This window comes from Aciditerrimonas ferrireducens (assembly GCF_023130475.1).
Taxonomy (GTDB): domain Bacteria; phylum Actinomycetota; class Acidimicrobiia; order Acidimicrobiales; family UBA8190; genus Aciditerrimonas; species Aciditerrimonas ferrireducens.
The window spans coordinates 77,757-99,800 of record NZ_JAKHEX010000004.1; the positions used below are offsets into that span (position 1 = coordinate 77,757).

The window sequence follows — 22,044 nt, forward strand, 5'->3', positions numbered from 1 at the left end:
ACCCGCTGCCCTGCCCCGGCCCGGTACGCTGAGACGGATGCCGGTCGAGCGGGTGCTGCTGGCCTCCCCCCGGGGCTTTTGCGCCGGCGTGGAGAAGGCGATCAAGGCCCTGGCCTGGATGGTCCGGGTCTTCGATCCGCCCGTCTACTGCTACCACGAGATCGTCCACAACCAGGTGGTGGTCGAGCAGTTCCGACGCCAGGGCGTCGTGTTCGTCGACGACGTCACCGAGGTACCCCCGGGTGCCCCCCTCATGCTCTCGGCCCACGGGACCGCTCCCGAGGTGGCCTCCCAGGCCCGCCAGCAGGGCCGACTGGTGGTCGACGCCGTCTGCCCACTGGTCACCAAGGTCCATCACGAGGTCAAGGTCCGGGCGAAGCGGGGCTACACCATCCTGTACGTCGGGCACCGGGGGCACGAGGAAGCCCAGGGCACCACGGCCGTAGCCCCCGAGGCGGTCCGGCTGGTGGAGGACGAGGAGGACCTGACGGAGGCGGCTGCCAGCATCGAGCCGGGTGCCCCGGTCGCCCTCTTGGCCCAGACGACGCTCAGCGTCGACGACTGGGCGGGCCTGCGGGAACGGGCCGAGGCCCTCTTCCCTGACCTCTGGACCCCGGGCCGCTCGGACCTCTGCTTCGCCACCACGAACCGGCAGGCGGCCCTCAAGGCCATCGCCGGTCAGGTCCAGGCCCTGGTGGTGGTGGGCTCGGCGAACTCCTCCAACACCCTGGCCCTCGAGAAGGTGGCGAAAGCCGCTGGCTGCCCCCGGGTCCTCCGGGTCAACAGGGCCGAGGAGCTGCCCGGGGACCTCGACGGGGTCGTCGGGGTGACCGCTGGCGCCTCTGCCCCCGAGCCGCTCGTCGACGAGGTGGTCCGGCGCCTGGCTCCCCGGGACGGCGTCGAGGAGGTTCGAGTGGTCGAGGAGGAGGAGTACTTCCCGCCGCCCCCCGAGCTCCGGGACGTCCTGCGTGCCCTGGAGCGCACCCTCGGCACCCTCCTCGGCGCGCCCGAGCCGCCGGCCGAGCGGGGGCCGCTCCCCGACGGGAGCCAGCCGGCGGCCACCGTGCTCGCCACCCTCGGGAGCCGCTAAGCCGGGCCGTCCCCCGGCGACGGCCGTGGGAAACTGCCGCCATGCCGCCCGTCGCCGAGTCGTCACCCTCCCCCGCCGCGAAGCGTCCCGAGCCCCTCGGGTCGGCGCGCCGCTCCCCGGCCGCGACCGCGAATCGCCGGTCGACCAGCTGGGGTCGGGACGCTGCCACGGTCCGACGGCAGGCGGCCGTCCGGGACCTGGTCATGGGTCTGGGGCGGCAAGACTTCGAGCGGCGGCACCCAGGAGCCCGCCTCGCCCCCGTCGTGGTCCTCATCACCGCCTACGAGGAAGCCGACAACATCGGCCCGGTCCTCGACGCAGTGCCCGCCGCCATCGGCGACCTGGCGGTCTCGACCCTGGTGGTGGTCGACGGGGGGGACGACGGTACCGAGGACGTCGTGGCGGCCCACGGAGCCCTCTGCGCCCGCCTGCCGGTCAACATGGGCCAAGGGGTCGCTCTCCGCCTCGGCTACCGGCTCTGCGACGAGCTCGGGGCCCGCTACGTCGTGACCGTCGACGCCGACGGCCAGAACGACCCTCGGGAAGTTCCTGGGCTGCTGGCGCCGGTCCTTGCCGGGGAGGCCGACTTCGTGGTGGCCAGTCGCCGGCTCGGCCAGGACCGCACCGCCGACCGGTTCCGGCGGGCGGGCGTCGTGGTGTTCTCGGCGCTGCTCTCCTGGTTGACCGGCCAGCGCCTCACCGACACGTCGAACGGGTTCCGGGCCCTGCGGATCGAGGTGTTGCGGGCCGTTCGCCTCGAGCAGGACCAGTACCAGACGGCCGAGCTGCTCTTGTCGGCGGCAGCCTGCGGCTTCCGCCTGGCCGAGCGCCCGACGGTCTGGCATCCCCGGGCGTCGGGCCACTCGAAGAAGGGCGGGAACCTCTGGTTCGGCTTCCGCTACGCCAGCGTCATCGCCCGGACCGCCTGGCGGGAACGCCGCCGCCTGCCCGGCCTGGGTGGCCGTCCCGCGCTGCCCTGAGCTCGCCGCGTCCGGTCGACGGGGACGGTTCGGTGTGGGCCGAGCGTTCGTGGTCGACCGACGCGGGCCCCGGTCGTTCCCCTGCCGGCGTTGTGGAGTTTGTGTGACATGTTGTGAAACGTGGCGCCACCCTCCCCGACTGTCCCCTCCCAGCACCTCTTTCCGCAGCGAATCCGCCACGCAAACGGGCCTTCGGGCCAGCGGACTGGTCGAGCGAGGATCGCCTCGCTCTAGGAGGCGCTGGTCGGTGGGTCGTCCCCGGCGAGCCGGCGGGCCTCGTCGAGACAGGCCTGGAGGGCCGCGGCGAGGGCCTCGTTGAGGGCATGGACCTGGTGGCGAGCCACCCGGCCCCGCTCCGAGCGCGGCGGCGGGGCGAGGGGTTCGCCGACGACGAGGTGGACGGGGACCAGGCGGGGCAGCCAGCGGCCCTTGGGGAGGACCCGGTGGGTCCCGCCGACGCCGACGGGGACGACGGGCACCTGGCTGCGGGCGGCGAGGAACGCCACGCCCTCCTCGAGGCGTGCCAGCTGGGGCCCTTCGATACGGCGCCCTTCGGGGAAGACGACGAGGACGTCGCCGCGGGCCAGGACGGTCTCGGCCCGGCTCATGGCTTGACGGTCGACGCCCTCGCGGTCCACCGGGAAGCCACCGAGGACCCCGATCAGCGCCCCGAGGAGCCGGCTGCGCCAGAGCTCGGCCTTGGCCATGTAGTGGAGGGTTCGAGGGGTCAACTCGGCCACGACGAAGAAGTCGACGAAGCTGCGATGGGCGGGGGCGATGATGTAGGGCCCACTGGTCGGGAGGCGTTCAGGGTGGTGGACGGTGACCCGCCAGGCGGTCCGGTTGATGGCCCGGACGAGGCGCCGGACCGCCCGATAGCTGCGGGGGCCGAGGCCGATCTCGGGCGGCCAGGGGCCGCGGGGGTCGCTGCGGGCGCGCCAGTCGGCGAGGCGCCGGGCCGCTCGGGCCCCGATCCCCGGTAGGGGCTGGGACGCGACGGGTGACTGGGGTGCGGAGGGGGTGGCACGGCGGGGCCCGAGGCGAGCGAGGAGCTCGTCGACGATGGCGTCGGGGGACTGACCGGCGGTGTCGAGGAGGACGGCGTCGGCGGCGAGGTCCTCGGGCCTGGGGAGGGGCGAGGCGGCCCGCCCGGCGTCGAGGCGGTCCCGGGCCTCGAGGGCCGCGGTCTCGGCCGCCGGGTCGGCGGCCTGACCGGCGCGCTGGGCGGCTCGACGGCGACCCCGTTCGGCCGGCGGGGCGGTCAGGTAGACCTTGAGGTCGGCGCCGGGGGCCACGACGGTGCCGATGTCCCGACCCTCGACGACTGCCCGGGGGTGGTCCTGGATCCAGCGCTGCTGGGCGTCGACGAGGACGGCCCGGACGGCGGGGTGGGCGGCGACGTGGGAGACGGCGCGGTCGACCTCGGGGGAGCGGATGGCGGCGGCGACGTCCTGGCCGTCGAGGAGGACGCGGTCGTCGGCCACGTCGAGGACGAGCCGGCGGGCCAGGGCGGCGAGGGCCGGCTCGTCGTCGAGGGGGACGCCGCGGCGGAGGGCGGCGAGGGTGACGGCCCGGTACATGGCGCCGGTGTCGAGCCGGGCGGCGCCGAGGCGGGCGGCGAGGAGCGCCGCGACGGTGGACTTGCCGGCGCCCGAGGGCCCGTCGATGGCGACGACGAGACGGTCGGGGGCCGGTCGGGGCGTGGCTGGCTGGGTCACGACTCCCCTTTCAGGCCAGCTCCTGCCAGGAGGGCCGGTAGCCGGCGCGCCGGAGGGCTTCGAGGAGGCCCCCGACCCCCTGGGCGTCGACGACGAGGACGAGGACCCCTCGACTGCCCTCGGCAGAGTGGGCGATCTCGACGTCCCAGACGTTGAGCCCGAGGGAGCCGGCGAGGGTGGTGATCTCGGCGAGGACTCCGGGCCGGTCGGGGACGGGGACGCGGACCTCGGCGAGGGTGCGGGGCGCTTGGCCCCGAACCGGGAGGGCGCGGCGAGCCGAGGCGGCCCGCTGGAGGGCCTCGAGGAGCGCGGCGCGGTCCCCCGCGGCCACCTGGTCCCGCAACCGGTGGAGGGCGTCGAGGAGCAGGTCGAGGGTGTCGACGATGGCGGCCCGATTGGCGAGGCAGACGTCGGGCCAGATGGTGGGTTCGCCCGCCGCGACGCGGGTCATGTCCCGGAAGCCGCCGGCGGCGAGACGGAGGAGGGCCGCCTGCTCCTCGGCGCGGGTGGCTGCCAGGTTCATGAGGGTGGCGGCGGTGAGGTGGGGGACGTGGGAGATGACGGCGACGAGGGCGTCGTGGCGGGCCGGTTCGAGGGCGACGACCTCGGCGCCGAGGGAGGTGACGACGGCGCGGACCCGGGCGAAGGCCTCGGGGTCGGTCCGGGCGGTGGGGGTGAGCACCCAGGTGGCCCCTTCGAAGAGGGTCGGGTCGGCCCCGGCCACCCCGAGCTGCTCGGAGCCGGCCATGGGGTGGCCGCCGACGAAGCGGGGGTCGTCGACGGCGTGGGCGACCCCGGCCTTGACGCTGGCGACGTCGGTGACGACGAGGTCGGGGTTCGGTCGGGTGGCGAGGACCTGTCGGACGACGGCCGTGGTCGCCCCGAGGGGGGTGGCGACGACGACGAGGTCGGCCTCGGGGTCTTCGCCGACCTGGTCGACCGCGCCGGCGGCGAGGGCGGCGGCGGCGACGCCGGGGTCCTGGTCCCGGCCGCTGACCCGCCAGCCCCGGGCCCGGAGGGCGAGGCCGACCGAGGCGCCGATGAGGCCGGTGCCGATGACCTCGGCTCGACCGGCCCCGGCCCGTCGACGGCGGCGCCCGGTGGCTCGCGGGGCGGCAGCGACCGGGGCGGTGCTCACGCCGGCAGGTCGTCCCGCAGGTGTCGGGCCCCCTCGAGGTAGACGTGGTGGAGCTCGGCCCGGGAGCGGTCGGTGTAGCAGTGGACCATGACCCGCAGGCACATGGGGGTGGCGTCCTTCACCGAGAGCTCCCGGGCGCAGATGAGGGGGACGTCGCCGAGGCCCATGGCCCGGGCGGCGGCCGCCGGGAACATGGAGACGACGTCCTCGGTGGCGGTGAAGAGGATGCTGATGAGGTCCTCCTTGGTGAGCCCGTTGCGCTCGAGGAGGGTGCGGAGGAGGGTCTGGACCCGCTCGGTGATCTGCTCCGGGGTGTCCTCGTCGACGGTGGTGGCGCCTCGGAGGGCTCGGACGGCGGTCGGCACGGCCAGGGATGCTAGCGGCGGCTCGGGCGGCCGGCCGCCTCGGCGAGGGCCCGGACCTCGGCGGGTTCGAGGCGGCGCCACTGGCCGGGGGCGAGGCGGGGGTCCCGAAGCGGGCCGATGCGGACCCGGACGAGGCGGACGACGGGATGCCCGACGGCCGCGCACATGCGGCGGACGAGGCGGTTGCGGCCCTCGTGGACGACGATGCGCAGGGTGTCGGGGGCGACGAGGCCGACCTTGGCCGGGGCGGTCGGCCCGTCCTCGAGGAGGACCCCTCGGCGGAGCCGGGCGATGGCGCCCGGGCCGGGGCGGCCCTCGACCCGGACGAGGTACTCCTTCTCGACGCCGTGGGACGGGTGGGTGAGGAGCTGGGCGAGCTCGCCGTCGTTGGTGAGGACGAGGAGCCCCTCGGAGGCGACGTCGAGCCGGCCGACGGTGAAGACCCGGGGTTCGGGGGGGACGAGGTCGAGGGCCCGGGTGCGCCCGGCGGGGTCCTTGGTGCTGCAGACGACCCCGGCGGGCTTGTGGAGCAGGTAGTGGACCAGCCCGGGGGCGACCGCCACCGGCACCCCGTCGAGGGCAAGGCGGTCCCGGGTCGGGTCGACGCGCTCGCCGGGCCGGGCCGGGCGGCCGTTCACGGTCACCCGGCCGGCGGCCACCGCCTCGTCGCAGGCCCGGCGGCTGCCGAGGCCGGCCCGGGCGAGGACCTTCTGGAGGCGCTCGCCCCGGCCGGCGTCGTCGGACGCGGGCTGGGCGGGGGGCGGCGCGGCTCGACGGGCGGGTGCCCGGATCACGGGTCCTCGTCGAGGGATGGGTCGGCCGCGGGCCGAAGGTCGTCGGTCGGGACGCCCCGGACCCTGGCTTCGAGGAGCTCGACGACCTCGAGGTCCGGCACGAGCTCCTCGACCGGGGGGAGCTGGTCGAGGGAGGCGAGGCCGAGCTGCTCGAGGAAGAGGGGCGTGGTGCCGTAGAGGGTCGGCTGGCCGGGCCCCGGCGCGTGGCCGACCTCGGCGACGAGGCCCCGCTGGACGAGGAGCCGCATGACGCCGTCGACGTTGACCCCCCGGACGGCGGCCACCTGGGCACGGGAGACCGGCTGCTTGTAGGCCACGACGGCGAGGGTCTCGAGGGCAGCTGCGGAGAGGCGGGCCGAGAGGCCTTGGCGGGCGAAGCGCTCGACGAAGGGAGCCATCTCGGGGTGGGTCTGGAGGCGGTACCCGCCGGCCACCTCGGCCAGGACGAAGCCGCGGCCTTCGGCCCGGTAGCGGGCGGCGAGCGCCTGGCAGGTCCTGGTCACCTCCTCGGCGGGCTCCTCGAGGAGCTCGGCCAGGAGGCTGACGGGAACCGGCTCGACGGCGGCGAGCAGGACGGCTTCGACGGCCCGCTCGGTCGGTGCGAGGGTCCTGGGCGGGTCGGGCTGCCAGGGTGCGGGCTGGGTCTTGTCGGTCACCCTTCGTACTCCTCCACCTCGACGAGCTCCTCGGCCAGCGCGCCGGTCTCCTCGGTGCCCGGGGGGGCGAGCCAGCGGACCTCGAGGTCGCCGAAGGTCTCGCCCTGGTCGAGGTCGACCCATCCTCGCTTGCAGAGCTCGAGCAGGCCGAGGAAGCGGACGATGACCTGCATGGTGGTGCGGCAGTGCCGGGTGAGGTCCCGGAAGGTGGCCCGGCCGAGGTTCGGGAGGGCGGCCACGAGCTCGGTGACCGCCTCGGCGACGGTGACCGGCTCGACGGTGACGTGGGAGAGGTCGAGGACCGGGGGGCCGGGCCGGGGCTGGAGGGCCCGGCGGTAGGCGGCGGCGAGGTCCTCGGGGGTGACCCCGGTGAGGAGGTCGGGGGCGAGCTGGTCGAAGGGCGGCTCGAGGCCGGCTCGACGGGGCACCGAGCGGGCCGCGTCGTCCATGAGGCGGGCCAGTTCGGCGGCGGCCGCCGAGTAGGCCTGGAGCTCGACGAGCCGGGCCACGAGGCGGTCCCGGGCCTCGAGGTCGGCGAGGTCCTCCTCGACCTCGGCGTCGGTGGGTGCCGGGAGGAGGAGGCGGGACTTGAGCTCGAGGAGGACGGCCAGGGCCAGGAGGAACTCGCTGGTGTCCTCGAGGCTGGGTGGCGCCTCGAGGAGACGGGCGACGAAGACCTCGACGACCTCGGCGAGGGGCACGTCGAGCAGGTCGACCTTGCGTTCGCCGACGAGGGCCAGGAGGTCGCCGACCGGCCCCTGGTAGACCGGGGTCGCCACGAGCACGGCCACGGGCCGACGATAGCGGAGCGGGCTCGGCGAACCGTGGACCGGGCGGGACCGGGCGGGGCCGGGCCGAGGGTCTCCTACGATGGCGGCCGTGACCCGGGTCCTCTCAGGCGTGCAGCCCAGCGGCGAGATGCACCTCGGCAACTACCTGGGGGCGTTCCGCTCGTGGGTGGCGGAACAGGACCAGGCCGACGCGTTCTACTGCGTGGTGGACCTCCACGCCCTGACCGTGCCCCAGGACCCCGAGGCCCTGCGCCGCCGGACGCTGGAAGCCGTGGCCTGCCTGCTGGCGGTGGGCCTGGACCCGGCCCGCTGCACCCTGTTCCTGCAGAGCCAGGTCCCCGAGCACCCCCGGTTGGCCTGGCTGCTGGAGTGCCAGGCGGCCTTCGGGGAGCTGCGGCGGATGACCCAGTTCAAGGACAAGGTGGGGCGCCACGGCGGCGAGGGCGCCGAGGCCGGGGTGTCGGTCGGGCTGTTCACCTACCCGGTGCTGATGGCCGCCGACATCCTGCTCTACCAGGCGGACCGGGTGCCGGTGGGGGACGACCAGCGCCAGCACCTGGAGCTGGCGCGGGACCTGGCCGAGCGGTTCAACCACCGGTTCGGGCCGACCTTCACGGTGCCCGAGGCCGCGGTGCCGCCGGTGGGGGCCCGGGTGATGGACCTGCAGGAGCCGACCCGGAAGATGTCGAAGTCGGCGGCTTCCCCGCAGGGCACCGTGCTGGTCGTGGACCCGCCCGAGGTCCTGCGCCGGAAGGTGCGGCGGGCGGTCACGGACTCCGACGGGGAGGTGCGCTACGACCCGGCCAGGAAGCCGGGGGTCTCGAACCTCCTGGAGCTGCTGGCGGCCAGCGCCGGCGGGGACCCGACCACGTTGGCGGGGCAGTTCTCGAGCTACGGGGCACTGAAGGAGGCGGTGGCCGACGCGCTGGTGGCCCTGCTCGAGCCGATCCGGGACCGGTACGCCACCGTCCTGGCCGACCCTGGGGAGCTGGAGCGGGTCCTGGCCAAGGGCGCCGCCCAGGCCCGGGAGGTGGCGTGCGCCACCTACGACCTGGCAGCCGAGCGGGTCGGCCTCCTCCCCCCGTCCTCGGTCGGCTGAGGGGGCCGGCGGCTCAGCTCAGATCCCCACCACTCGACCCCACCAGTTGAGGGCGGGGTCGAAGATGTGGTTGAGGAGGTCCCCGCCGGGACCGCCGAGGGAGGAGAGCACGATGAGGGCCAGGGGGAGGATCAAGGTGAAGGGGCGGATGCGGTAGTAGCCGGGCAGCCAGCGGTCCGGGATGAGGCGCTCGACGACCGCCGAGCCGTCGAGGGGCGGGAGCGGGATGAGGTTGAAGACCGCCAGGATGACGTTGACGTAGCCCACGAGGAAGACGATCTGGGCCCAGACCGGCTGGGCGCTCAGGTTGCCGGTCAGGAGCACCCCGAGCTTGTCGTGGGCCGGCACGAGGTCCCGGTAGACGAAGGCGGCGACGAGCGCGAGGACGATGTTGGTGGCCGGGCCGACCAGGCCGACGAGGACCGCCTGGTTCCGGGGGCTGCGGAGCTTGCTGACGTCGACCGGGACGGGTTTGGCCCAGCCGAAGGCCCCGATGCCGCTCAGCACCATGATGACCGGCACGATGATGGTTCCGACGACGTCTACGTGGGCCAGGGGGTTCACGGTGAGCCGGCCCGCCCGTTTGGCCGTGTCGTCGCCGCAGGCCAGGGCGACGAGTCCGTGGGAGATCTCGTGGAGGATGACGGAGGGGATCAGGACGCAGAAGACGAGGACGGACAGGAGGCTGAGGTGATGGGAGCGGACGAGGACCACCACCAGGGCGACGACCACGATGAGGAGGGCCACGAGCCGAGGGTCGTTGCCGGGACGCCCACCGGCACGTGAGCGGTGCCGGTCGGGGCGACCGTTCGGGGGCTGACCGCCGCCCGGCCAGCCCCCTGGCCCGGTGCCACCGGACCAGCCCCCCGCCGGCCACCCGCCGGGAGGGGGACCCCAGCCCCCCGGCGGCCAGCCACCTGGCGGCGGCCCCCACCCTCCGGGCTGGGCGGGGTCCTGGGGCGGCGCCCAGGGTCCCCACCCTGGCGGCGCGGGTGGCGCCTGCGGGGGCCGGGCGGGACGCCCCGGTGGGACCGCCGGCCCGTTCCCGCGTTCGGGCTCGGTGTCGTCCGGCGGGGATTCGGACGGGGCCACGGCCTCAGGGTGCCGTCTTGCCCTTGGAGGCGCAGTCGATGCAGCGACGGGCCGCCGGCTTGGCCTCGAGGCGGGCGGTGGCGATGGGCCGACCGCAGACCTCGCAGATGCCGTAGGTCCCCTCGTCGAGCTTGGCAAGGGCCCGCTCGACCTCGTCGAGGGCCTCCCGGAGAGTCTGGGCCAGGGCCTCGACCTCGCCCCGCTCGGCTGTCACCTGGCTGGAGTCGGCGAAGTTCGGGTCGTAGTGGAGCTCCTGGCCGTCGCCGACACCGAGTTCGGCCAGCTTGCCCAGGAGCTCCTGGCGCTCCTGCTCGAGGAGGGCGCGGAAGTCCGGGACCTCCCCGTCGGGGCTCCCGCTCGGGGGGGCCTCCGTCGGCGCGCCTTGCGAGGGCGCCTGGAGCCGCGAGGTGTCCGCTGCCACCCTCTTCAGCCTAGCTGCTGACGATGGAGCTGACTCCTCGGGTGGGCGGCGTCGTAGACACGGCGGAGGTGCTCGACGGTCACCTTCGTGTAGAGAGGAGCTCCTGGACGACCCGGATGTCGGCCCCGCGGGCCAGCATGTGGGTGGCGCAGGAGTGGCGAAGGACGTGGGGGTGGACGCCACTGGTGATCCCGGCAGCCGCCGCCCGCTGGCTGAGGACGGTCCAGACCCCTTGGCGGGTGAGCCGGCCGCCCCGGAGGTTGAGGAAGACCGCCGGGACGTCGCTGGCCCGGGTCCGACGTCGCCGGGCGGCGACGAGGCCGCGGCCGCCGGGGCTGAGCCAGCGGACCAGGGCGGCCCGAGCCGCCCCGGCCAGGGGCACGAGGCGCTCCCGCTGGCCCTTGCCTCGGACGAGGGCCAGCCCGAGGTCGGGGGCGAGGTCGTCGAGGTCCAAGGCGACCAGCTCCCCGACCCGCATGCCGGTCCCGTAGAGGACCTCGAGCATGGCCCGGTCCCGGAGGTCGGCCGGCTCCTCCCCCTGGACGCTGTCGAGCAGCCGGGCCACGACGGCCTCAGGCAGCGCCCGGGGCAGGCGGGGCGGGAGGCGGGGCGCCCGGAGGTCCGCGGCGGGGTCGGCCTCCCCGCGCTCGTCGGCGGCGAAGCGGTGGAGGCCGCGGATGGCGGCAACCGCCCGGGCCAGGGAGGCTGGGCTGGCCCCCTCGGCCCGACGGTTGCTCAGGTAGGCGTCGATGAGGGCGGGATCGGCTTCCCCGAGGGACCGGCCGGTGCGGCGGACGAAGCGTTGGTACGCGAGGAGGTCCCGGCGGTAGGCCTCGAGGGTGGAGCGGGCCCGGCCGCGATCCACGGCGAGCCAGGTCAAGTACTCCTCGGCCAGCGCCTCGAGCGGCTCCGGCCCCTCCCCCGGCGCCCGCAGGCGCCCCGGCCGACCCACGTCCCCTCCCCTCGTGCCTCGTCTGCTCGTCCCCCCGGGGCGTCCCTGGCGTCCTAGGCGCGTGGCGGCCCGCTGGGTGACCTGGCCGGCGCGCCCCCCGGCGCGGGGCGGTCGGCGAGGCGGGCTCTGGCGAGGAGGATGCCGAGGAGGGTCTGCCCGTCGACGACCCCCTCCTGGCCGAGGACGGCCAGGGCGTCGACCAGGGGGAGACGCTGGACCGTCATGGCCCGCTCCTCAGCCCCCGCCCGCCGGTCGGGCACGGGCACGAGGTCCTGGGCGAGGAAGAGGAGGGTCCGCTCGTCGCAGAACCCCGGGCTGTTGTAGAAGGCACAGAGCTCCTCGAGGTGGCCCGGCCGGAGCCCGACCTCTTCCTCGAGTTCTCGGGCGGCGGCCGCCTCAGGGCTCTCGCCGGGCACGTCGAGGGTGCCGGCCGGGATCTCCAGGAGCTCCCGGTCGACGGGCGCTCGGTACTGGCGGACGAGGACCACCTGACCGTCCTCGGTGACCGGCACGATGGCCACCGCTCCTGGGTGCCGGACGACGTCCCGCTCGAGGCGCTCACCGCCGGGACCGGCCACGGTGAGGCGGTGGAACGCCACCCGGCTGCCGACCGCCACGGCCACCTCGTCGAGGACCGAGAACCCTTGGGGTGCCGGCCCGGCCCCGCTCACCGGCCGCTCCCGAGGTCGCTCTCGAAGGGGATGCGGGGCAGGCGGCCCTCGGCGCGGGCCAGGGCGGCGGCCAGGAGGGCCTGGAAGAGGGGGTGGGGGCGGTCCGGCCGGCTCTTGAACTCAGGGTGGGCCTGGGTCCCGACCCAGAAGGGGTGGCCGGGCAGCTCGACGAACTCCACGAGCCGGTCGTCCGGCGAGGTCCCCGAGCAGAGCAGGCCGGCCCGCTCGAGGACCGGCCGGAACCGGGGGTTGACCTCGTAGCGGTGCCGGTGGCGTTCGGAGACCACCTCTTGGCCGTAGATCGCGGCGACGAGGGAGCCGGGGCGAAGCCGGGCGAGGTAGGCCCCGAGGCGCATGGTGCCCCCGAGGTTGACCACCTCGTGCTGGTCGTCCATGAGGTCGATGACCGGGTAGGGGGTGGTGACGTCGATCTCGGAGGAGTTCGCGCCGTGGAGGCCGGCGAGGTTGCGGGCCACGTCGATGACCATGGCTTGGAGGCCCAGGCACAGACCCAGGCAGGGGACCTGGTGGGTCCGGGCCCAGCCGGCGGCGGCGATCTTGCCCTCGACGCCCCGCTCGCCGAACCCCCCGGGGATGACGATGCCGTCGAGGGAGGCCAGCTCGTCGTGGGCCAGGAGCGCGGGGACCTCCTCGGCCGCCACCCAGACCACGTCCACCCGGGCCCCGAGGGCGAAGCCGGCGTGGCGGAGGGCCTCGACCACCGAGAGGTAGGCGTCGGGCAGGTTGACGTACTTGCCGACCAGACCGACTCGGACGTGACGCTCGGCCGCGTGGGCCTGGGCCACGGTCTGCTCCCAGCGGGAGAGGTCGATGGGGAACTCCCCGGGGTCGAGGGCCAGCGTGGAGAGCACCACGGCGTCGAGGCCCTCGTGGTGGAGGACCGAGGGGATGTCGTAGATGCTGGGCGCGTCGACCGCCGAGACCACCCCTTCGACGGGCACGTCGCAGAGCAGGGAGATCTTGCGCTTGAGGTCGGCCGAGATGTCGCGGTCGGACCGGCAGACGATGACGTCGGGCTGGATGCCCCGGCTGCGCAGCTCGGTGACCGAGTGCTGGGTCGGCTTGGTCTTCTGCTCGCCCGAGGGCGTGAGGTAGGGCACGAGGGTGAGGTGGACGTAGCAGACGTTCGTGCGGCCGACGTCGTGGCGGAACTGCCGGAGGGCCTCGAGGAACGGCACGATCTCGATGTCCCCGACGGTCCCGCCCACCTCGACCAGGACCACGTCGATGTCCTCGGTGGCCACCCGCCGGATCCGTTCCTTGATCTCGTCGGTCACGTGGGGGATGACCTGGACCGTCTTGCCGAGGTAGTCCCCGCGGCGCTCCTTGGCGATGACCTGCTGGTAGATCTTGCCGGTGGTGGCGTTGGAGTCCCGGCGGAGGTTCTCGTCGATGAAGCGCTCGTAGTGGCCGAGGTCGAGGTCGGTCTCCCCCCCGTCCTCGGTGACGAAGACCTCGCCGTGCTCGTAGGGGTTCATGGTGCCGGGGTCGACGTTGATGTAGGGGTCGAGCTTGATCATGGTGACCCGCAGGCCCCGGCTCTTGAGCAGCCGGCCGAGGGACGAGGCGGTCAGGCCCTTGCCGAGGGAGGAGGAGACGCCGCCGGTGAAGAAGACGTACTTCGTGTCGGCCAGGCGGCGGGGCCGCGGCCCTGGCTCGTCGCCGCCCTCGCTCGCACCCCGCTGCATCGGCCCACCGTAGACCACGAGGGGCAGGCTACCGGCGGACCCCGGAGGGGGACGACGGGTCCTGCTGGGCGGCGAGGAGCTCGGCTGCGTGGCGGCGGGCCACGGGAGAGTCGGGCTGGCCGGAGAGCATGCGGGCCAGCTCGGTCAGCCGGGCCTCGCCGCTCACCGGTTGGACGAGGGACCGGGTGCGGCCACCCCCTTGCTCCTTGCGGACGACCAGGTGGGCACTGGCGGCGGCGGCCACCTGGGGCAGGTGGGTGACCACGAGGACCTGCCGTTCCTGGGCCAGCTCGGCCAGGGCCCGGCCGACGGCCAGGGCTGCGGTGCCGCCGATGCCCGCGTCGACCTCGTCGAAGACCATGGTCGGGGGGGACTCGGAGAGGACGAGGCGAAGCGCCAGCATGGCCCGGGCCAGTTCGCCGCCCGAGGCGGCCTTGGCGAGGGGCTGGGGGGGTTCCCCGGGATTGGGCCCGAGCAGGAAGCTGACGTCCTCCCCCGCCTCCCCGGTCACGGCGACCTCGAAGCGAGCCGCCTCCATGCCCAAGCTGGCGAGCCGGTCGGCCACCGCCTGGGCCAAGCGGGGAGCGGCGGCCCGCCTCGCCTCGGCCACCTGCGCGGTGAGGTCGGCCAGCTCGGCGAGGAGACCGGTTCGCTGCCCGGCGAGCTGGGCCAGTTCTTCCTCCTCGGCCGCAAGGGCCCAGAGGGCTGCCCTGGCTTCCTCCGCGGCCGCCAGGGCGTCGGCCAGTTGGCCGCCGTAGCGGCGGGCCAAGCGGCGGAGCAGGTGGCGCCGAGCGCGGACCTCGGCCAGCCGGAGGGGGTCCTCCTCGAACCCCTCGGCTCGGCGGCGGAGCTCGAGGGCCAGGTCGTCGACCTCCCCGGCCAGAGCCTTGAGCCGGGAGCGCAGCTCGGCGAAGACCGGGAGGTCGGCGAGGGCCGAGGCGGCCGCCCCGAGGGCGTCGAGGGCGCCGGGCACCTCGCCGCCGGGCTCCCCGACGAGGGCCGAGGCGGCCGCCAGGGCCGCCTCCCGGTGGGCGGCGACGTCGGCCAGGGCGGCTTCCTCCTCGGCCAGGGCGGCCTCCTCCTCGGGCCCTTGGACCTGGGCCTCCTCGACCTCGGCGACGGTGGCCTGCAGGCGTTCCCGCCGGCGGGCCCGGTCCTCGGGGTCCCCGCCGGCCGCCGCCAGGCGGGCCTCGAGGTCCCGGAGGGCCTGTCGAGCCGCCCGGAGGGGCCGGTCGTCGATGGCGGCGAAGCGGTCCAGGGCGGCCCGTTGGACGGCCCCGGCGGTGAGGGCCAAGGCGCCGTGCTGGCCGTGGATCTCGACCAGCTCAGCGCCGGCCTCCGCGAGGGCTGCGACCGGAGCCATGCGGCCGTCCAGCCAGGCCCGGGACCGACCCTCGGCGGGGACCGCCCGGGCGAGGGTGCGTTCCTGGCCGTCGGGGCTCACGAAACGACCTTCCACGAGGGCTTCGTCGGCCCCCGGGCGAACCAGCTGCGGATCGGCTCGGCCCCCGAGGAGAAGACCCAGGGCTTCGACCACGAGGGTCTTGCCCGCCCCGGTCTCCCCGGTCAGGGCGATGAGCCCGTCGGGCAGGACGAGGTCCACGGCTTCGACCACCCCGAGGTTGCGGACTGAGAGCTCCAGCAGCACGGCTCACCGATCGGTCAGGCCGAAACGGGATCGGACGATGGCGTGGAAGCGACGGCCGCCGAAGCCGACGAGCTTCGCGTCGACCGGTGCGCCGCGGAGCTCGACGGCGTCCCCGGGGGCCAAGGTGCCGAGCGTCACCCCGTCGACCACCAGCACCGCCGGCCGCGGCCCGGCCACGGCGAGCCGGAGCTCCTCGTCGGGCTCGAGGACCAGGGGCCGGTCGAAGAGCATGTGGGGCGAGAGGGGCGTGGCCACCATGGCCCGCAGGCGGGGGCTGAGGAGGGGGCCCCGGGCCGAGAGGTTGTAGGCGGTGGAGCCGGTCGGGGTGGCCACGAGCAGGCCGTCGGCGGCGTAGGTCACGAAGGGGGCGCCGCCGATGGCGGCCGCCAAGCGGACGGTGTGGCCGGGCACGGTCTTCTCGACCACCGCTTCGTTCAAGGCGAGCACCGGCTCCTCGGGGCCCGTGGTCGGCCCGTCTGGCGCCGAGGGTTCCCGCCGGTCGACTCGGACGGCCAGCATCATGCGGCGTTCCTCCTCGTGGTCCCCGGCGAGGACCCGATCGAGGGCTGCCTCGAGGGCTGGGGGCTCGACCTCGGTGAGGTAACCCAGGTGGCCGAGGTTGACCCCGAGCACCGGCACGCCGCGGGGGGCCGCCCAGGCGACGGTCCGGAGCATGGTGCCGTCGCCCCCCAAGCTGACCGCCAGGTCCGTCGGGGGCTCGTCGACCCCGGGCGTCGGGTGGTCGCCGCTCTCGAGGGTCCCCTCGGCACGGGGGGTCAAGGAGCCGTCGACGGCGAGAAGGACGGCCGCCTGGTGGCCTCGGGCCGCTAGGTGGGCCCTGCCCCGGGCAGCGAGGGCCAGGGCCTCGGGGCGGTGGGAGTGGCAGACGAAGACCACTCGGGCCACGCTCAGTCCTCCCCGGGTCCCCGGTCCGGCGCGCTGGCCACGGCCGTCGCCAAGAAGGCCGATTCTTGCGGGGACCGTTCAGCCCCGAGGGTGGCCTGGACGAAGATCTCGGCGTTGCCCGCCGGACCGAGCAGCGGCGAGGGGGTGGCGGCCACGACCGGGGCGCCGACTGCGGCGAGGGCGTCGGCGACCCGCTGGACGGCCCCGATCCGCGCGGCGCGATCCCGGATGACGCCTCGACCGCGGCTGGCCTCGGCCCGGCCGACCTCGAACTGGGGCTTGACCAGCAGGACCAGCTGGCCGGCGGGGCCTCGGACCGCGGCGGCGAGGACGGGCACGAGGACGGTCAAGGAGATGAACGACACGTCGGCCACCACGAGGTCGGCCGCGCCCTGAAGCTCGGGGTGCTCGTCGAGGAGCCGGCGGGCGTTGGTCCGCTCGAGCAGCCGGACCCGGGGATCGGCTCGGAGGGTCGGATGGAGCTGGCCGTGGCCGCTGTCCACGGCCACCACCCGCTTCGCGCCGCGCTGGAGCAGGCAGTCGGTGAACCCCCCGGTCGAGGCCCCGACGTCGAGAGCGTCGACCCCGGCGACCTGGAGCCCGAAGGTGTCGAGGGCATGCCACAGCTTCTGGCCCCCTCGGGACACGAACGGTGAGGAGCCGGGCACGACGAGCAGCGGCTCGGCTGGGTGGACGAGACGGGCGGGCTTGCTGGCGGGCGCTCCCCCGACCCGGACCCGTCCCTCGGCGACGAGGCTGGCCGCCTCGGCCCGGGAGCGGGCCAGGCCCCGGCGGACCAGCTCGAGGTCCAGGCGGGTTCGGCTCACCTCAAACCCCCGTGGACCCGGGGCGTCCCCGATCGCCGACCGGGCCGTCCTCGAGCTCGCCGTCGCCCCGGAGCTCGCGGCAGACCTCGGCCAGGCGGGCGACGAGGAGCTGCCAGACCTCCCCGACGAGGCGACGGAGGGTGCTGCAGGGGTCCACCTCGGCCACGAGCCCACCGTAACCGGCGGACCGCCTCAGCCGGCTGGGATCGGGGCGTCGAGGGTCCCGGGATCGGCCAGCGCGGCCTGGACCACCGCCAGGAGGCTGTCGCCGGCGAACCGGGGTGGGGGGTCCACGGCCTCGCCCGGTGCGAGCACGCCACTGCGGACGTGGCAGAAGGGCACCCCGAGGTGCTCGGCGAAGCGGCCGTCGGTGGCGGGCCGGTCCCCGACCACCGCCACGATCCGGCTGGCCCGCTGCCGGACCAGGTCGACCATGGCGGCGTGGGGCTTGCCGGCGTACACCGGGGTCAGCTCGGCCGCGACCGCGACCGCTGCCACGAGCGCGCCGGACCCGGGCAGGAGCCCCTCGGGGCTCGGGTGGGTCGGGTCCTCGTTGGTCCCGATCAGCCTCCCGCATCGGCGGGCGGCGGCCGCGGCGACGGCCAGGACGGGGAAGTCGAAGGCCCGGGTGAGGCCGACGGCCACCGCCGCCACCTCGGGCACCGCGGCCAGCTCCCGTCCCTCCTCGGTCCGGGGGGGGTCGAGGCGCTCGACCCCCCGGGCGAGCAGGGCCTCGGCCAGGCCCGCCCCGCCGACCGCGAGGACGCGGTCGCCGCTGCGCACCAGGCCGGCTGTGGCGTCCGCCGAGGAGAGGATCTCCTCGGGCGCCGCCGGGATGCCCGCCCGCTCGAGACGGGCCTGGAGCTCGGCCTTGGTCGGCTCGGCGTTGTTCGTCACGAACAGGACCCCGAAACCGGCTCGGCGGAGCTCGCTCACCGCCTCCCCCACGCCGGGCAGGGGCGTCCCCGTGAGCCACACCACCCCGTCGAGGTCCACCACCCAGGTCCCTGCCGGCGCTTCGGCCATCACGCCATCTTGGCAGGGCCGCCCCCTGCCGGCTCAAGCCCGGGGGTCGCCGGGCCGAGGACTGCGGAGAGAGCAGCCCGGCGCCGGGGTGGGGCGGACCACCACGGAGGCGGCCCTCGGGCCCCGACGCCGCCGACGGAAGGGGTGGGCCATGGGAATGAGCGACGACGACGAGGCCATCGGCGCCGAGGTGCTCACCAGTCATCAGCGGGCCGCCCGGACCTACCGCAAGGGCCGGGTCTGCGCCGAGCCGGGCTGCCAAACGGTGCTGTCGATCTACAACCCCCAGGACCGCTGCGCCGCCCACGAGCTGGTCGTGGTCGACAGCGGGCGCCGCCGGTCGCTGCCCAAGGCGTCCTAGGACGGCCGTCGACCAGCCCGGGGTCGGCCCGGGGGCGCCCCCGGTCCCGCCGGGGGCAAGCGTCGGGGGCAAGCTGGGTCCGTGACCGGGTCGTCGGAGCGCTGGTTCCTGCTGGTCAGCCACTCGCGCACGGGCAGCACCGCCGAGCTGGCCGGGGCGGCCGAGGACGGGGCCCGCCAGGCGTCGACCCTCCTGGTCCGTCACCTGGCGGCCGAGGAGGCCGGCCCCGACGACGTCCTGCGGGCCGCCGCGATCCTCCTCGCCGCGCCGGCCCGCTTCGGGGGGATCGCCGGGCTCATGAAGGACTTCCTCGAGCGCATCTACTACCCCTGCCTGGAACGGACCCCGGGGCTCCCCACCGCCCTGGTCGTGAAGGGCGACACCGACGTCGACGGGGCGGTCCGCGACGTCGAGCGGATCCTGACCGGTCTGCGCTGGCGCCTGGTCCTGCCCCCGCTGCGGGTCGTGGGGCCCCTGACCGACGAGGTCCGCCAGGCGGCCTTCGAGCTCGGCGGGTCCCTGGCCGCCGGTGTCGAGATGGGCGCCTTCTAGCTAGTCCGCTCGACGGAACACGAGGGCCCGCCAACGCCCGCTCACCGGCACGCCGCTCAGAGCCTCGGTGGCCCGGAGAAGCCAGCGGAGGAGCTGCTCGAGCTCGACCTCCGGGCGGACCTCCAGCACCAGGCCTCGCCGGGGTTCGTCCTGACGAAGCAGCCACCCCGCCGGCGGGGGCCACAGCCCGGCTTCGGCGAGCCGGGGCCGGGCCCGCACCGCCAACCCGTGCTGGATGCCCAGCTGGTCCACCGCCTGCCGGCCCGACCCGGGGATCCGACGGCGCGCCGCACCGGGCACCCACGTGGCCACCGGGGCCGGGCCAGGGGCCGAACCGGCGAGAAGCAGAGCCAGGCCCCGGGGAGGTGGGGGCACCGCTTCCTCGGGGACCCCCGGCTGCAGGTGGAGCCACCCGCCGGGCCGCCGACGCAACGAATGGGCCGCCGCGACGAGCGGCCCGAGGTCCTCAGGGTGGACCTCCAGCTCCTCGGTCAGCTGGGCGGCGCGAGCCCGGACCACCCCGCGTGATCAGGCCGGCAACGACGGTGGCTCGAGGGCCGGCCCGTCGCAGCGGTCGACGGTGGCGAAGGCCTCCACGGGCTGGCGCCGGAGCCGAGTGGGCTGTCGGAGAGGCCACCCGAGAGCGACCACGGCCGCCACGTCGAGCTCGGGGGGACAGTGGAGCAGCGCCCGCACCTCCTCCTTGCGGCGCACGGCCATGGTGGTCATGACTCCCCCGAGGCCCTCGGCCCTGGCCGCCAGGAGCAGGTTCCACACGAACGGGTAGATCGAAGCGCCCCCGATCATCTGGTAACCCGGGGCGTCCCGGTCCACCGCCGCCAAGCGACGCAGGTCCGCCAAGACGACCAGGAGGACCGGCACCCGGTCGAGCTGCTCGGCGAAGCCCGGGGCGGCCCGCGCCCGCTCGGCCACCGCCGGCACCTTCGCCAGGGCGGCCCGCTCCAGGGCCCGATCGGTGATGGGCGCCCACGGGGTCAGGCCGGCCTCGACCATGGCCAGGTACTCGTACCAGCCGGTCAAGTACAGGTCCCGCAGCTGGACCCGCAGCGTCGGGTCCTTCACCGCCACCACCCGCCAGGCCTGCCGGTTGCCGCCGCTCGGGGCGAAGCGGGCCGTGTCGAGCACCCGGTAGACCACGTCGTCGGGCACCGGCTGGTCGGTGAACGCCCGGACCGCCCCGGTCGTCCTGAGCCCCTCGAGCAACTCCACCCCCGGCAGGCTACCGGCTGGGTGGGTCGAACCCCCGCCGGGAGCCCAGGGCTCGGGTCGAGGGTGCGCCGCCAGCGGGCGCCCGTTCACGAATCGTTGACGCGTGCCGGGGTCCGTTCGACACCACGTTCACGAGGCCGGGCCCAGGATGGGCCCGTGGCCGACTTCCTCGCCGTGCTCGGGACCCTCGGGGCGACCGCCGCCTTTCTGGCCCTGGTGAAGGCCTTGGAGAGGCTGTGAGCGCCGCCGACGTCGTCCTCCTGGTCCTCTCCTTCGCCGTCCTCGTCTACCTCGGGTTCGCCCTGGTGAAGCCGGAGCGGTTCTGATGGACCTGTTCCTCACCATCGTCGTGCTGGTCGCCGCCCTGGCGGTGTGCTGGCGGTTCCTCGGGACGTACATGGCCGGGGTCTTCGAGGGGCGCATCACCTTCCTGGCCTGGGCGGAGCGCCCCGTCTACCGCCTCCTTCGGACCTCCCCCGAGCAGGAGCAGACCTGGCAGCGCTACGCCGGGGCGCTCGTCGTGTTCTCCGGCCTCTCCATCCTCTTCACCTACCTGGTGCTGCGCATCCAGGGCTCGTTGCCCTTGAACCCCGAGCACCTCGGGGCGGTGTCCCCGGCCCTCGCCTGGAACACCGCCGTGTCCTTCGTGACGAACACGAACTGGCAGAACTACGCCGGCGAGCGGACCCTCTCGTACCTCTCCCAGATGACCCTCGTGGTCCAGCAGTTCCTGAGCCCGGCGGTCGGCATCGCCGTCGCCCTGGCCCTGGTGCGGGGCCTGGCACGGCGGGAGTCGAAGACCGTGGGGAACTTCTGGGTCGATGTGACCCGGGCAGTGCTCTACGTCCTGCTCCCCATCGCCTTCCTGGCCGGCATCGTCTTCGTCGCCCAGGGGGCGGTCCAGACCCTGGCCGGGCCGGCGCACGTCCGGGACAGCCTGACGGGCTTCACCCAGGTCATCCCCCGGGGACCGGTGGCCTTCATGGAGGCCATCAAGCAGCTCGGCACGAACGGGGGGGGCTTCTACGCAGCGAACGGGGCCATGCCCTACGAGAACCCGACGGGCCTCACGAACCTGCTCTCCATCGTGCTGTTGCTGGCCATCCCGGTGGCCCTGACGGCGACCTTCGGGGACATGGTGGGCTCCCGCCGCCAGGGCCTGGCTCTCCTGGCCGCCATGGCCGTGCTCTTCGGGGCCTGGACCGGCTTCACCACCTGGGCCGAGCACCAGCCGAACCCGGCCGTGGCGGCCGCCGGGCTTCCCCACCAGCCGACCGGGAACATGGAGGGCAAGGAAGCCCGCTTCGGGGACACCCAGAGCGCGCTCTACGGGGTGGCCTCCACCCAGACCTCGACCGGCTCGGCCGACGCCGCCTACGACTCGTTCAACCCGATCGGGGGCTTCGGGCTGCTGAGCGGCATGATGCTCGGGGAGGTGAGCCCCGGCGGGGTCGGCAGCGGCCTCTACACCATCTTGCTCTTCGCCATCCTGGCGGTCTTCATCGCCGGCCTCATGGTGGGCCGAACACCGGAGTACCTCGGCAAGAAGATCCAGGCGAGAGAGATCCAGCTCGCGGGCATCGGGATCCTCGTCATGCCCATCGTGGTCCTGGTGCTGACCGCCATCGCCGTCTCGGTCCACGCCGGACGGGTCGCCCCGTTGAACGGGGGACCCCACGGGTTCAGCGAGATCCTCTACGCCTTCACCTCGCAGGCCAACAACAACGGCTCGGCCTTCGGTGGGATCTCGTCGAACACCGCCTTCTACAACGTGCTCGGCGGCGTGGCCATGCTCCTGGGTCGCTTCGCCATCATGGTGCCGGTCCTGGCCCTCGGCGGTGTCCTCGCCGAGAAGGCCACGGTCCCCGCGGGGCCAGGGACGTTCCGGACCGACACGCCCCTCTTCGTCGGGCTGGTCATCGGCTCCATCCTCCTGATCGGGGCCCTCACGTTCTTCCCGGCGGTCTCCCTCGGGCCCATCGTCGAGCAGCTGAGCCACGGGAGGTTCTTCGGATGAC

24 protein-coding genes and 1 pseudogene are annotated in these 22,044 nt (G+C 75.0%); 7 read left to right on the forward strand and 18 right to left on the reverse strand.

Going from position 1 to position 22,044, the window contains the following annotated elements:
* The first annotated feature begins 37 nt into the window (after positions 1 to 37).
* A complete protein-coding gene (ispH, locus tag Acit_RS04235; RefSeq protein WP_248106052.1) occupies positions 38 to 1,090 on the forward strand; it encodes a 4-hydroxy-3-methylbut-2-enyl diphosphate reductase in 1,053 nt (350 codons plus the stop codon).
* A 41-nt stretch (positions 1,091 to 1,131) separates the two neighbouring features.
* Positions 1,132 to 2,070, forward strand: a complete 939-nt coding sequence (locus Acit_RS04240) for a glycosyltransferase family 2 protein (protein WP_248106055.1) — start codon at positions 1,132 to 1,134, stop codon at positions 2,068 to 2,070.
* Positions 2,071 to 2,300: 230 nt separating this feature from the next.
* On the opposite strand, the gene cmk is transcribed toward Acit_RS04240, so the two are convergent.
* From cmk to Acit_RS04270, 6 genes are read right to left on the reverse strand one after another with little or no spacing between them, the layout of a single operon-like run.
* The gene (cmk, locus tag Acit_RS04245; RefSeq protein ID WP_248106057.1) at positions 2,301 to 3,788 is read right to left on the reverse strand and encodes a (d)CMP kinase; all 1,488 of its coding nucleotides are present in this window, start codon (positions 3,786 to 3,788) and stop codon (positions 2,301 to 2,303) included.
* 10 nt (positions 3,789 to 3,798) lie between these two features.
* Positions 3,799 to 4,926, reverse strand: coding sequence for a prephenate dehydrogenase/arogenate dehydrogenase family protein (locus Acit_RS04250; protein WP_248106059.1), 1,128 nt, complete (start codon positions 4,924 to 4,926; stop codon positions 3,799 to 3,801).
* Complete coding sequence (gene aroH, locus Acit_RS04255) at positions 4,923 to 5,291, reverse strand: chorismate mutase (protein ID WP_248106061.1); 369 nt, start codon at positions 5,289 to 5,291, stop codon at positions 4,923 to 4,925. Before aroH ends, Acit_RS04250 begins: the two co-directional genes overlap by 4 nt.
* Positions 5,292 to 5,302: 11 nt before the next feature.
* Positions 5,303 to 6,085 (reverse strand): pseudouridine synthase, encoded by a 783-nt coding sequence (locus Acit_RS04260; protein WP_248106063.1) that lies wholly within the window; start codon positions 6,083 to 6,085, stop codon positions 5,303 to 5,305.
* Positions 6,082 to 6,741, reverse strand: a complete 660-nt coding sequence (gene scpB / locus Acit_RS04265; RefSeq protein ID WP_248106065.1) for an SMC-Scp complex subunit ScpB — start codon at positions 6,739 to 6,741, stop codon at positions 6,082 to 6,084. The genes Acit_RS04260 and scpB overlap by 4 nt, the downstream gene beginning before the upstream one ends.
* The gene (locus Acit_RS04270; RefSeq protein WP_248106067.1) at positions 6,738 to 7,532 is read right to left on the reverse strand and encodes a segregation and condensation protein A; all 795 of its coding nucleotides are present in this window, start codon (positions 7,530 to 7,532) and stop codon (positions 6,738 to 6,740) included. The genes scpB and Acit_RS04270 overlap by 4 nt, the downstream gene beginning before the upstream one ends.
* Before the next feature lie 79 nt (positions 7,533 to 7,611).
* Here Acit_RS04270 and trpS point away from each other — a divergent pair, with 79 nt between their 5' ends.
* Entirely contained in the window at positions 7,612 to 8,631 is a 1,020-nt protein-coding gene (gene trpS / locus Acit_RS04275; protein WP_248106070.1) for a tryptophan--tRNA ligase, read from the forward strand.
* 18 nt (positions 8,632 to 8,649) lie between these two features.
* On the opposite strand, the gene Acit_RS04280 is transcribed toward trpS, so the two are convergent.
* The 10 genes and pseudogenes from Acit_RS04280 to Acit_RS04325 form a co-directional block, all read right to left on the reverse strand.
* A complete protein-coding gene (locus Acit_RS04280; protein ID WP_248106073.1) occupies positions 8,650 to 9,378 on the reverse strand; it encodes a site-2 protease family protein in 729 nt (242 codons plus the stop codon).
* A 349-nt stretch (positions 9,379 to 9,727) separates the two neighbouring features.
* Positions 9,728 to 10,144: a TraR/DksA family transcriptional regulator gene (locus Acit_RS04285; RefSeq protein WP_248106075.1), complete on the reverse strand. Its 417-nt coding sequence runs from the start codon at positions 10,142 to 10,144 to the stop codon at positions 9,728 to 9,730.
* A gap of 5 nt (positions 10,145 to 10,149) precedes the next feature.
* Positions 10,150 to 11,078 (reverse strand): annotated as a pseudogene (locus Acit_RS04290) (tyrosine-type recombinase/integrase).
* Positions 11,079 to 11,149: 71 nt separating this feature from the next.
* Complete coding sequence (locus Acit_RS04295) at positions 11,150 to 11,767, reverse strand: NUDIX domain-containing protein (protein ID WP_248106081.1); 618 nt, start codon at positions 11,765 to 11,767, stop codon at positions 11,150 to 11,152.
* On the reverse strand, positions 11,764 to 13,476 hold the full coding sequence (gene pyrG / locus Acit_RS04300; protein ID WP_248106091.1) for a CTP synthase: 1,713 nt from the start codon (positions 13,474 to 13,476) through the stop codon (positions 11,764 to 11,766). The genes Acit_RS04295 and pyrG overlap by 4 nt, the downstream gene beginning before the upstream one ends.
* A 28-nt stretch (positions 13,477 to 13,504) precedes the next feature.
* Positions 13,505 to 15,124, reverse strand: a complete 1,620-nt coding sequence (recN, locus tag Acit_RS04305) for a DNA repair protein RecN (RefSeq protein WP_248106093.1) — start codon at positions 15,122 to 15,124, stop codon at positions 13,505 to 13,507.
* A gap of 3 nt (positions 15,125 to 15,127) precedes the next feature.
* Complete coding sequence (locus tag Acit_RS04310) at positions 15,128 to 16,030, reverse strand: NAD(+)/NADH kinase (protein ID WP_248106095.1); 903 nt, start codon at positions 16,028 to 16,030, stop codon at positions 15,128 to 15,130.
* A 2-nt stretch (positions 16,031 to 16,032) separates the two neighbouring features.
* The gene (locus Acit_RS04315) at positions 16,033 to 16,857 is read right to left on the reverse strand and encodes a TlyA family RNA methyltransferase (protein ID WP_248106097.1); all 825 of its coding nucleotides are present in this window, start codon (positions 16,855 to 16,857) and stop codon (positions 16,033 to 16,035) included.
* Between the two features lies 1 nt (position 16,858).
* On the reverse strand, positions 16,859 to 17,023 hold the full coding sequence (locus Acit_RS04320) for a hypothetical protein (RefSeq protein ID WP_248106099.1): 165 nt from the start codon (positions 17,021 to 17,023) through the stop codon (positions 16,859 to 16,861).
* 26 nt (positions 17,024 to 17,049) lie between these two features.
* On the reverse strand, positions 17,050 to 17,883 hold the full coding sequence (locus Acit_RS04325; protein ID WP_248106102.1) for an HAD-IIA family hydrolase: 834 nt from the start codon (positions 17,881 to 17,883) through the stop codon (positions 17,050 to 17,052).
* 151 nt (positions 17,884 to 18,034) lie between these two features.
* Between Acit_RS04325 and Acit_RS04330 the strand changes: the two genes are divergently transcribed.
* Together Acit_RS04330 and Acit_RS04335 are read left to right on the forward strand one after the other, a co-directional pair.
* The gene (locus tag Acit_RS04330) at positions 18,035 to 18,244 is read left to right on the forward strand and encodes a hypothetical protein (RefSeq protein WP_248106104.1); all 210 of its coding nucleotides are present in this window, start codon (positions 18,035 to 18,037) and stop codon (positions 18,242 to 18,244) included.
* Positions 18,245 to 18,325: 81 nt separating this feature from the next.
* Positions 18,326 to 18,796 (forward strand): flavodoxin family protein, encoded by a 471-nt coding sequence (locus Acit_RS04335; protein ID WP_248106106.1) that lies wholly within the window; start codon positions 18,326 to 18,328, stop codon positions 18,794 to 18,796.
* Here Acit_RS04335 and Acit_RS04340 read toward each other — a convergent pair whose 3' ends face one another.
* Positions 18,797 to 19,315: a hypothetical protein gene (locus Acit_RS04340; RefSeq protein ID WP_248106108.1), complete on the reverse strand. Its 519-nt coding sequence runs from the start codon at positions 19,313 to 19,315 to the stop codon at positions 18,797 to 18,799.
* A gap of 9 nt (positions 19,316 to 19,324) precedes the next feature.
* Complete coding sequence (locus Acit_RS04345) at positions 19,325 to 20,026, reverse strand: nitroreductase family protein (RefSeq protein ID WP_248106110.1); 702 nt, start codon at positions 20,024 to 20,026, stop codon at positions 19,325 to 19,327.
* A gap of 236 nt (positions 20,027 to 20,262) precedes the next feature.
* Between Acit_RS04345 and Acit_RS04350 the strand changes: the two genes are divergently transcribed.
* Positions 20,263 to 20,352: a potassium-transporting ATPase subunit F gene (locus Acit_RS04350; RefSeq protein WP_248106112.1), complete on the forward strand. Its 90-nt coding sequence runs from the start codon at positions 20,263 to 20,265 to the stop codon at positions 20,350 to 20,352.
* Complete coding sequence (kdpA, locus tag Acit_RS04355) at positions 20,352 to 22,043, forward strand: potassium-transporting ATPase subunit KdpA (protein WP_248106113.1); 1,692 nt, start codon at positions 20,352 to 20,354, stop codon at positions 22,041 to 22,043. The genes Acit_RS04350 and kdpA overlap by 1 nt, the downstream gene beginning before the upstream one ends.
* Position 22,044 lies beyond the last annotated feature (1 nt).

Coding starts and splice junctions, on each gene's coding strand:
- ispH (WP_248106052.1), top strand. CDS start 38: ATGCCGGTCGAGCGGGTGCTGCTGGCCTCCCCCCGGGGCTTTTGCGCC.
- Acit_RS04240 (WP_248106055.1), top strand. CDS start 1,132: ATGCCGCCCGTCGCCGAGTCGTCACCCTCCCCCGCCGCGAAGCGTCCC.
- trpS (WP_248106070.1), top strand. CDS start 7,612: ATGGCGGCCGTGACCCGGGTCCTCTCAGGCGTGCAGCCCAGCGGCGAG.
- pyrG (WP_248106091.1), bottom strand. CDS start 13,476: ATGCAGCGGGGTGCGAGCGAGGGCGGCGACGAGCCAGGGCCGCGGCCC.
- Acit_RS04325 (WP_248106102.1), bottom strand. CDS start 17,883: ATGGCCGAAGCGCCGGCAGGGACCTGGGTGGTGGACCTCGACGGGGTG.
- Acit_RS04330 (WP_248106104.1), top strand. CDS start 18,035: ATGGGAATGAGCGACGACGACGAGGCCATCGGCGCCGAGGTGCTCACC.
- kdpA (WP_248106113.1), top strand. CDS start 20,352: ATGGACCTGTTCCTCACCATCGTCGTGCTGGTCGCCGCCCTGGCGGTG.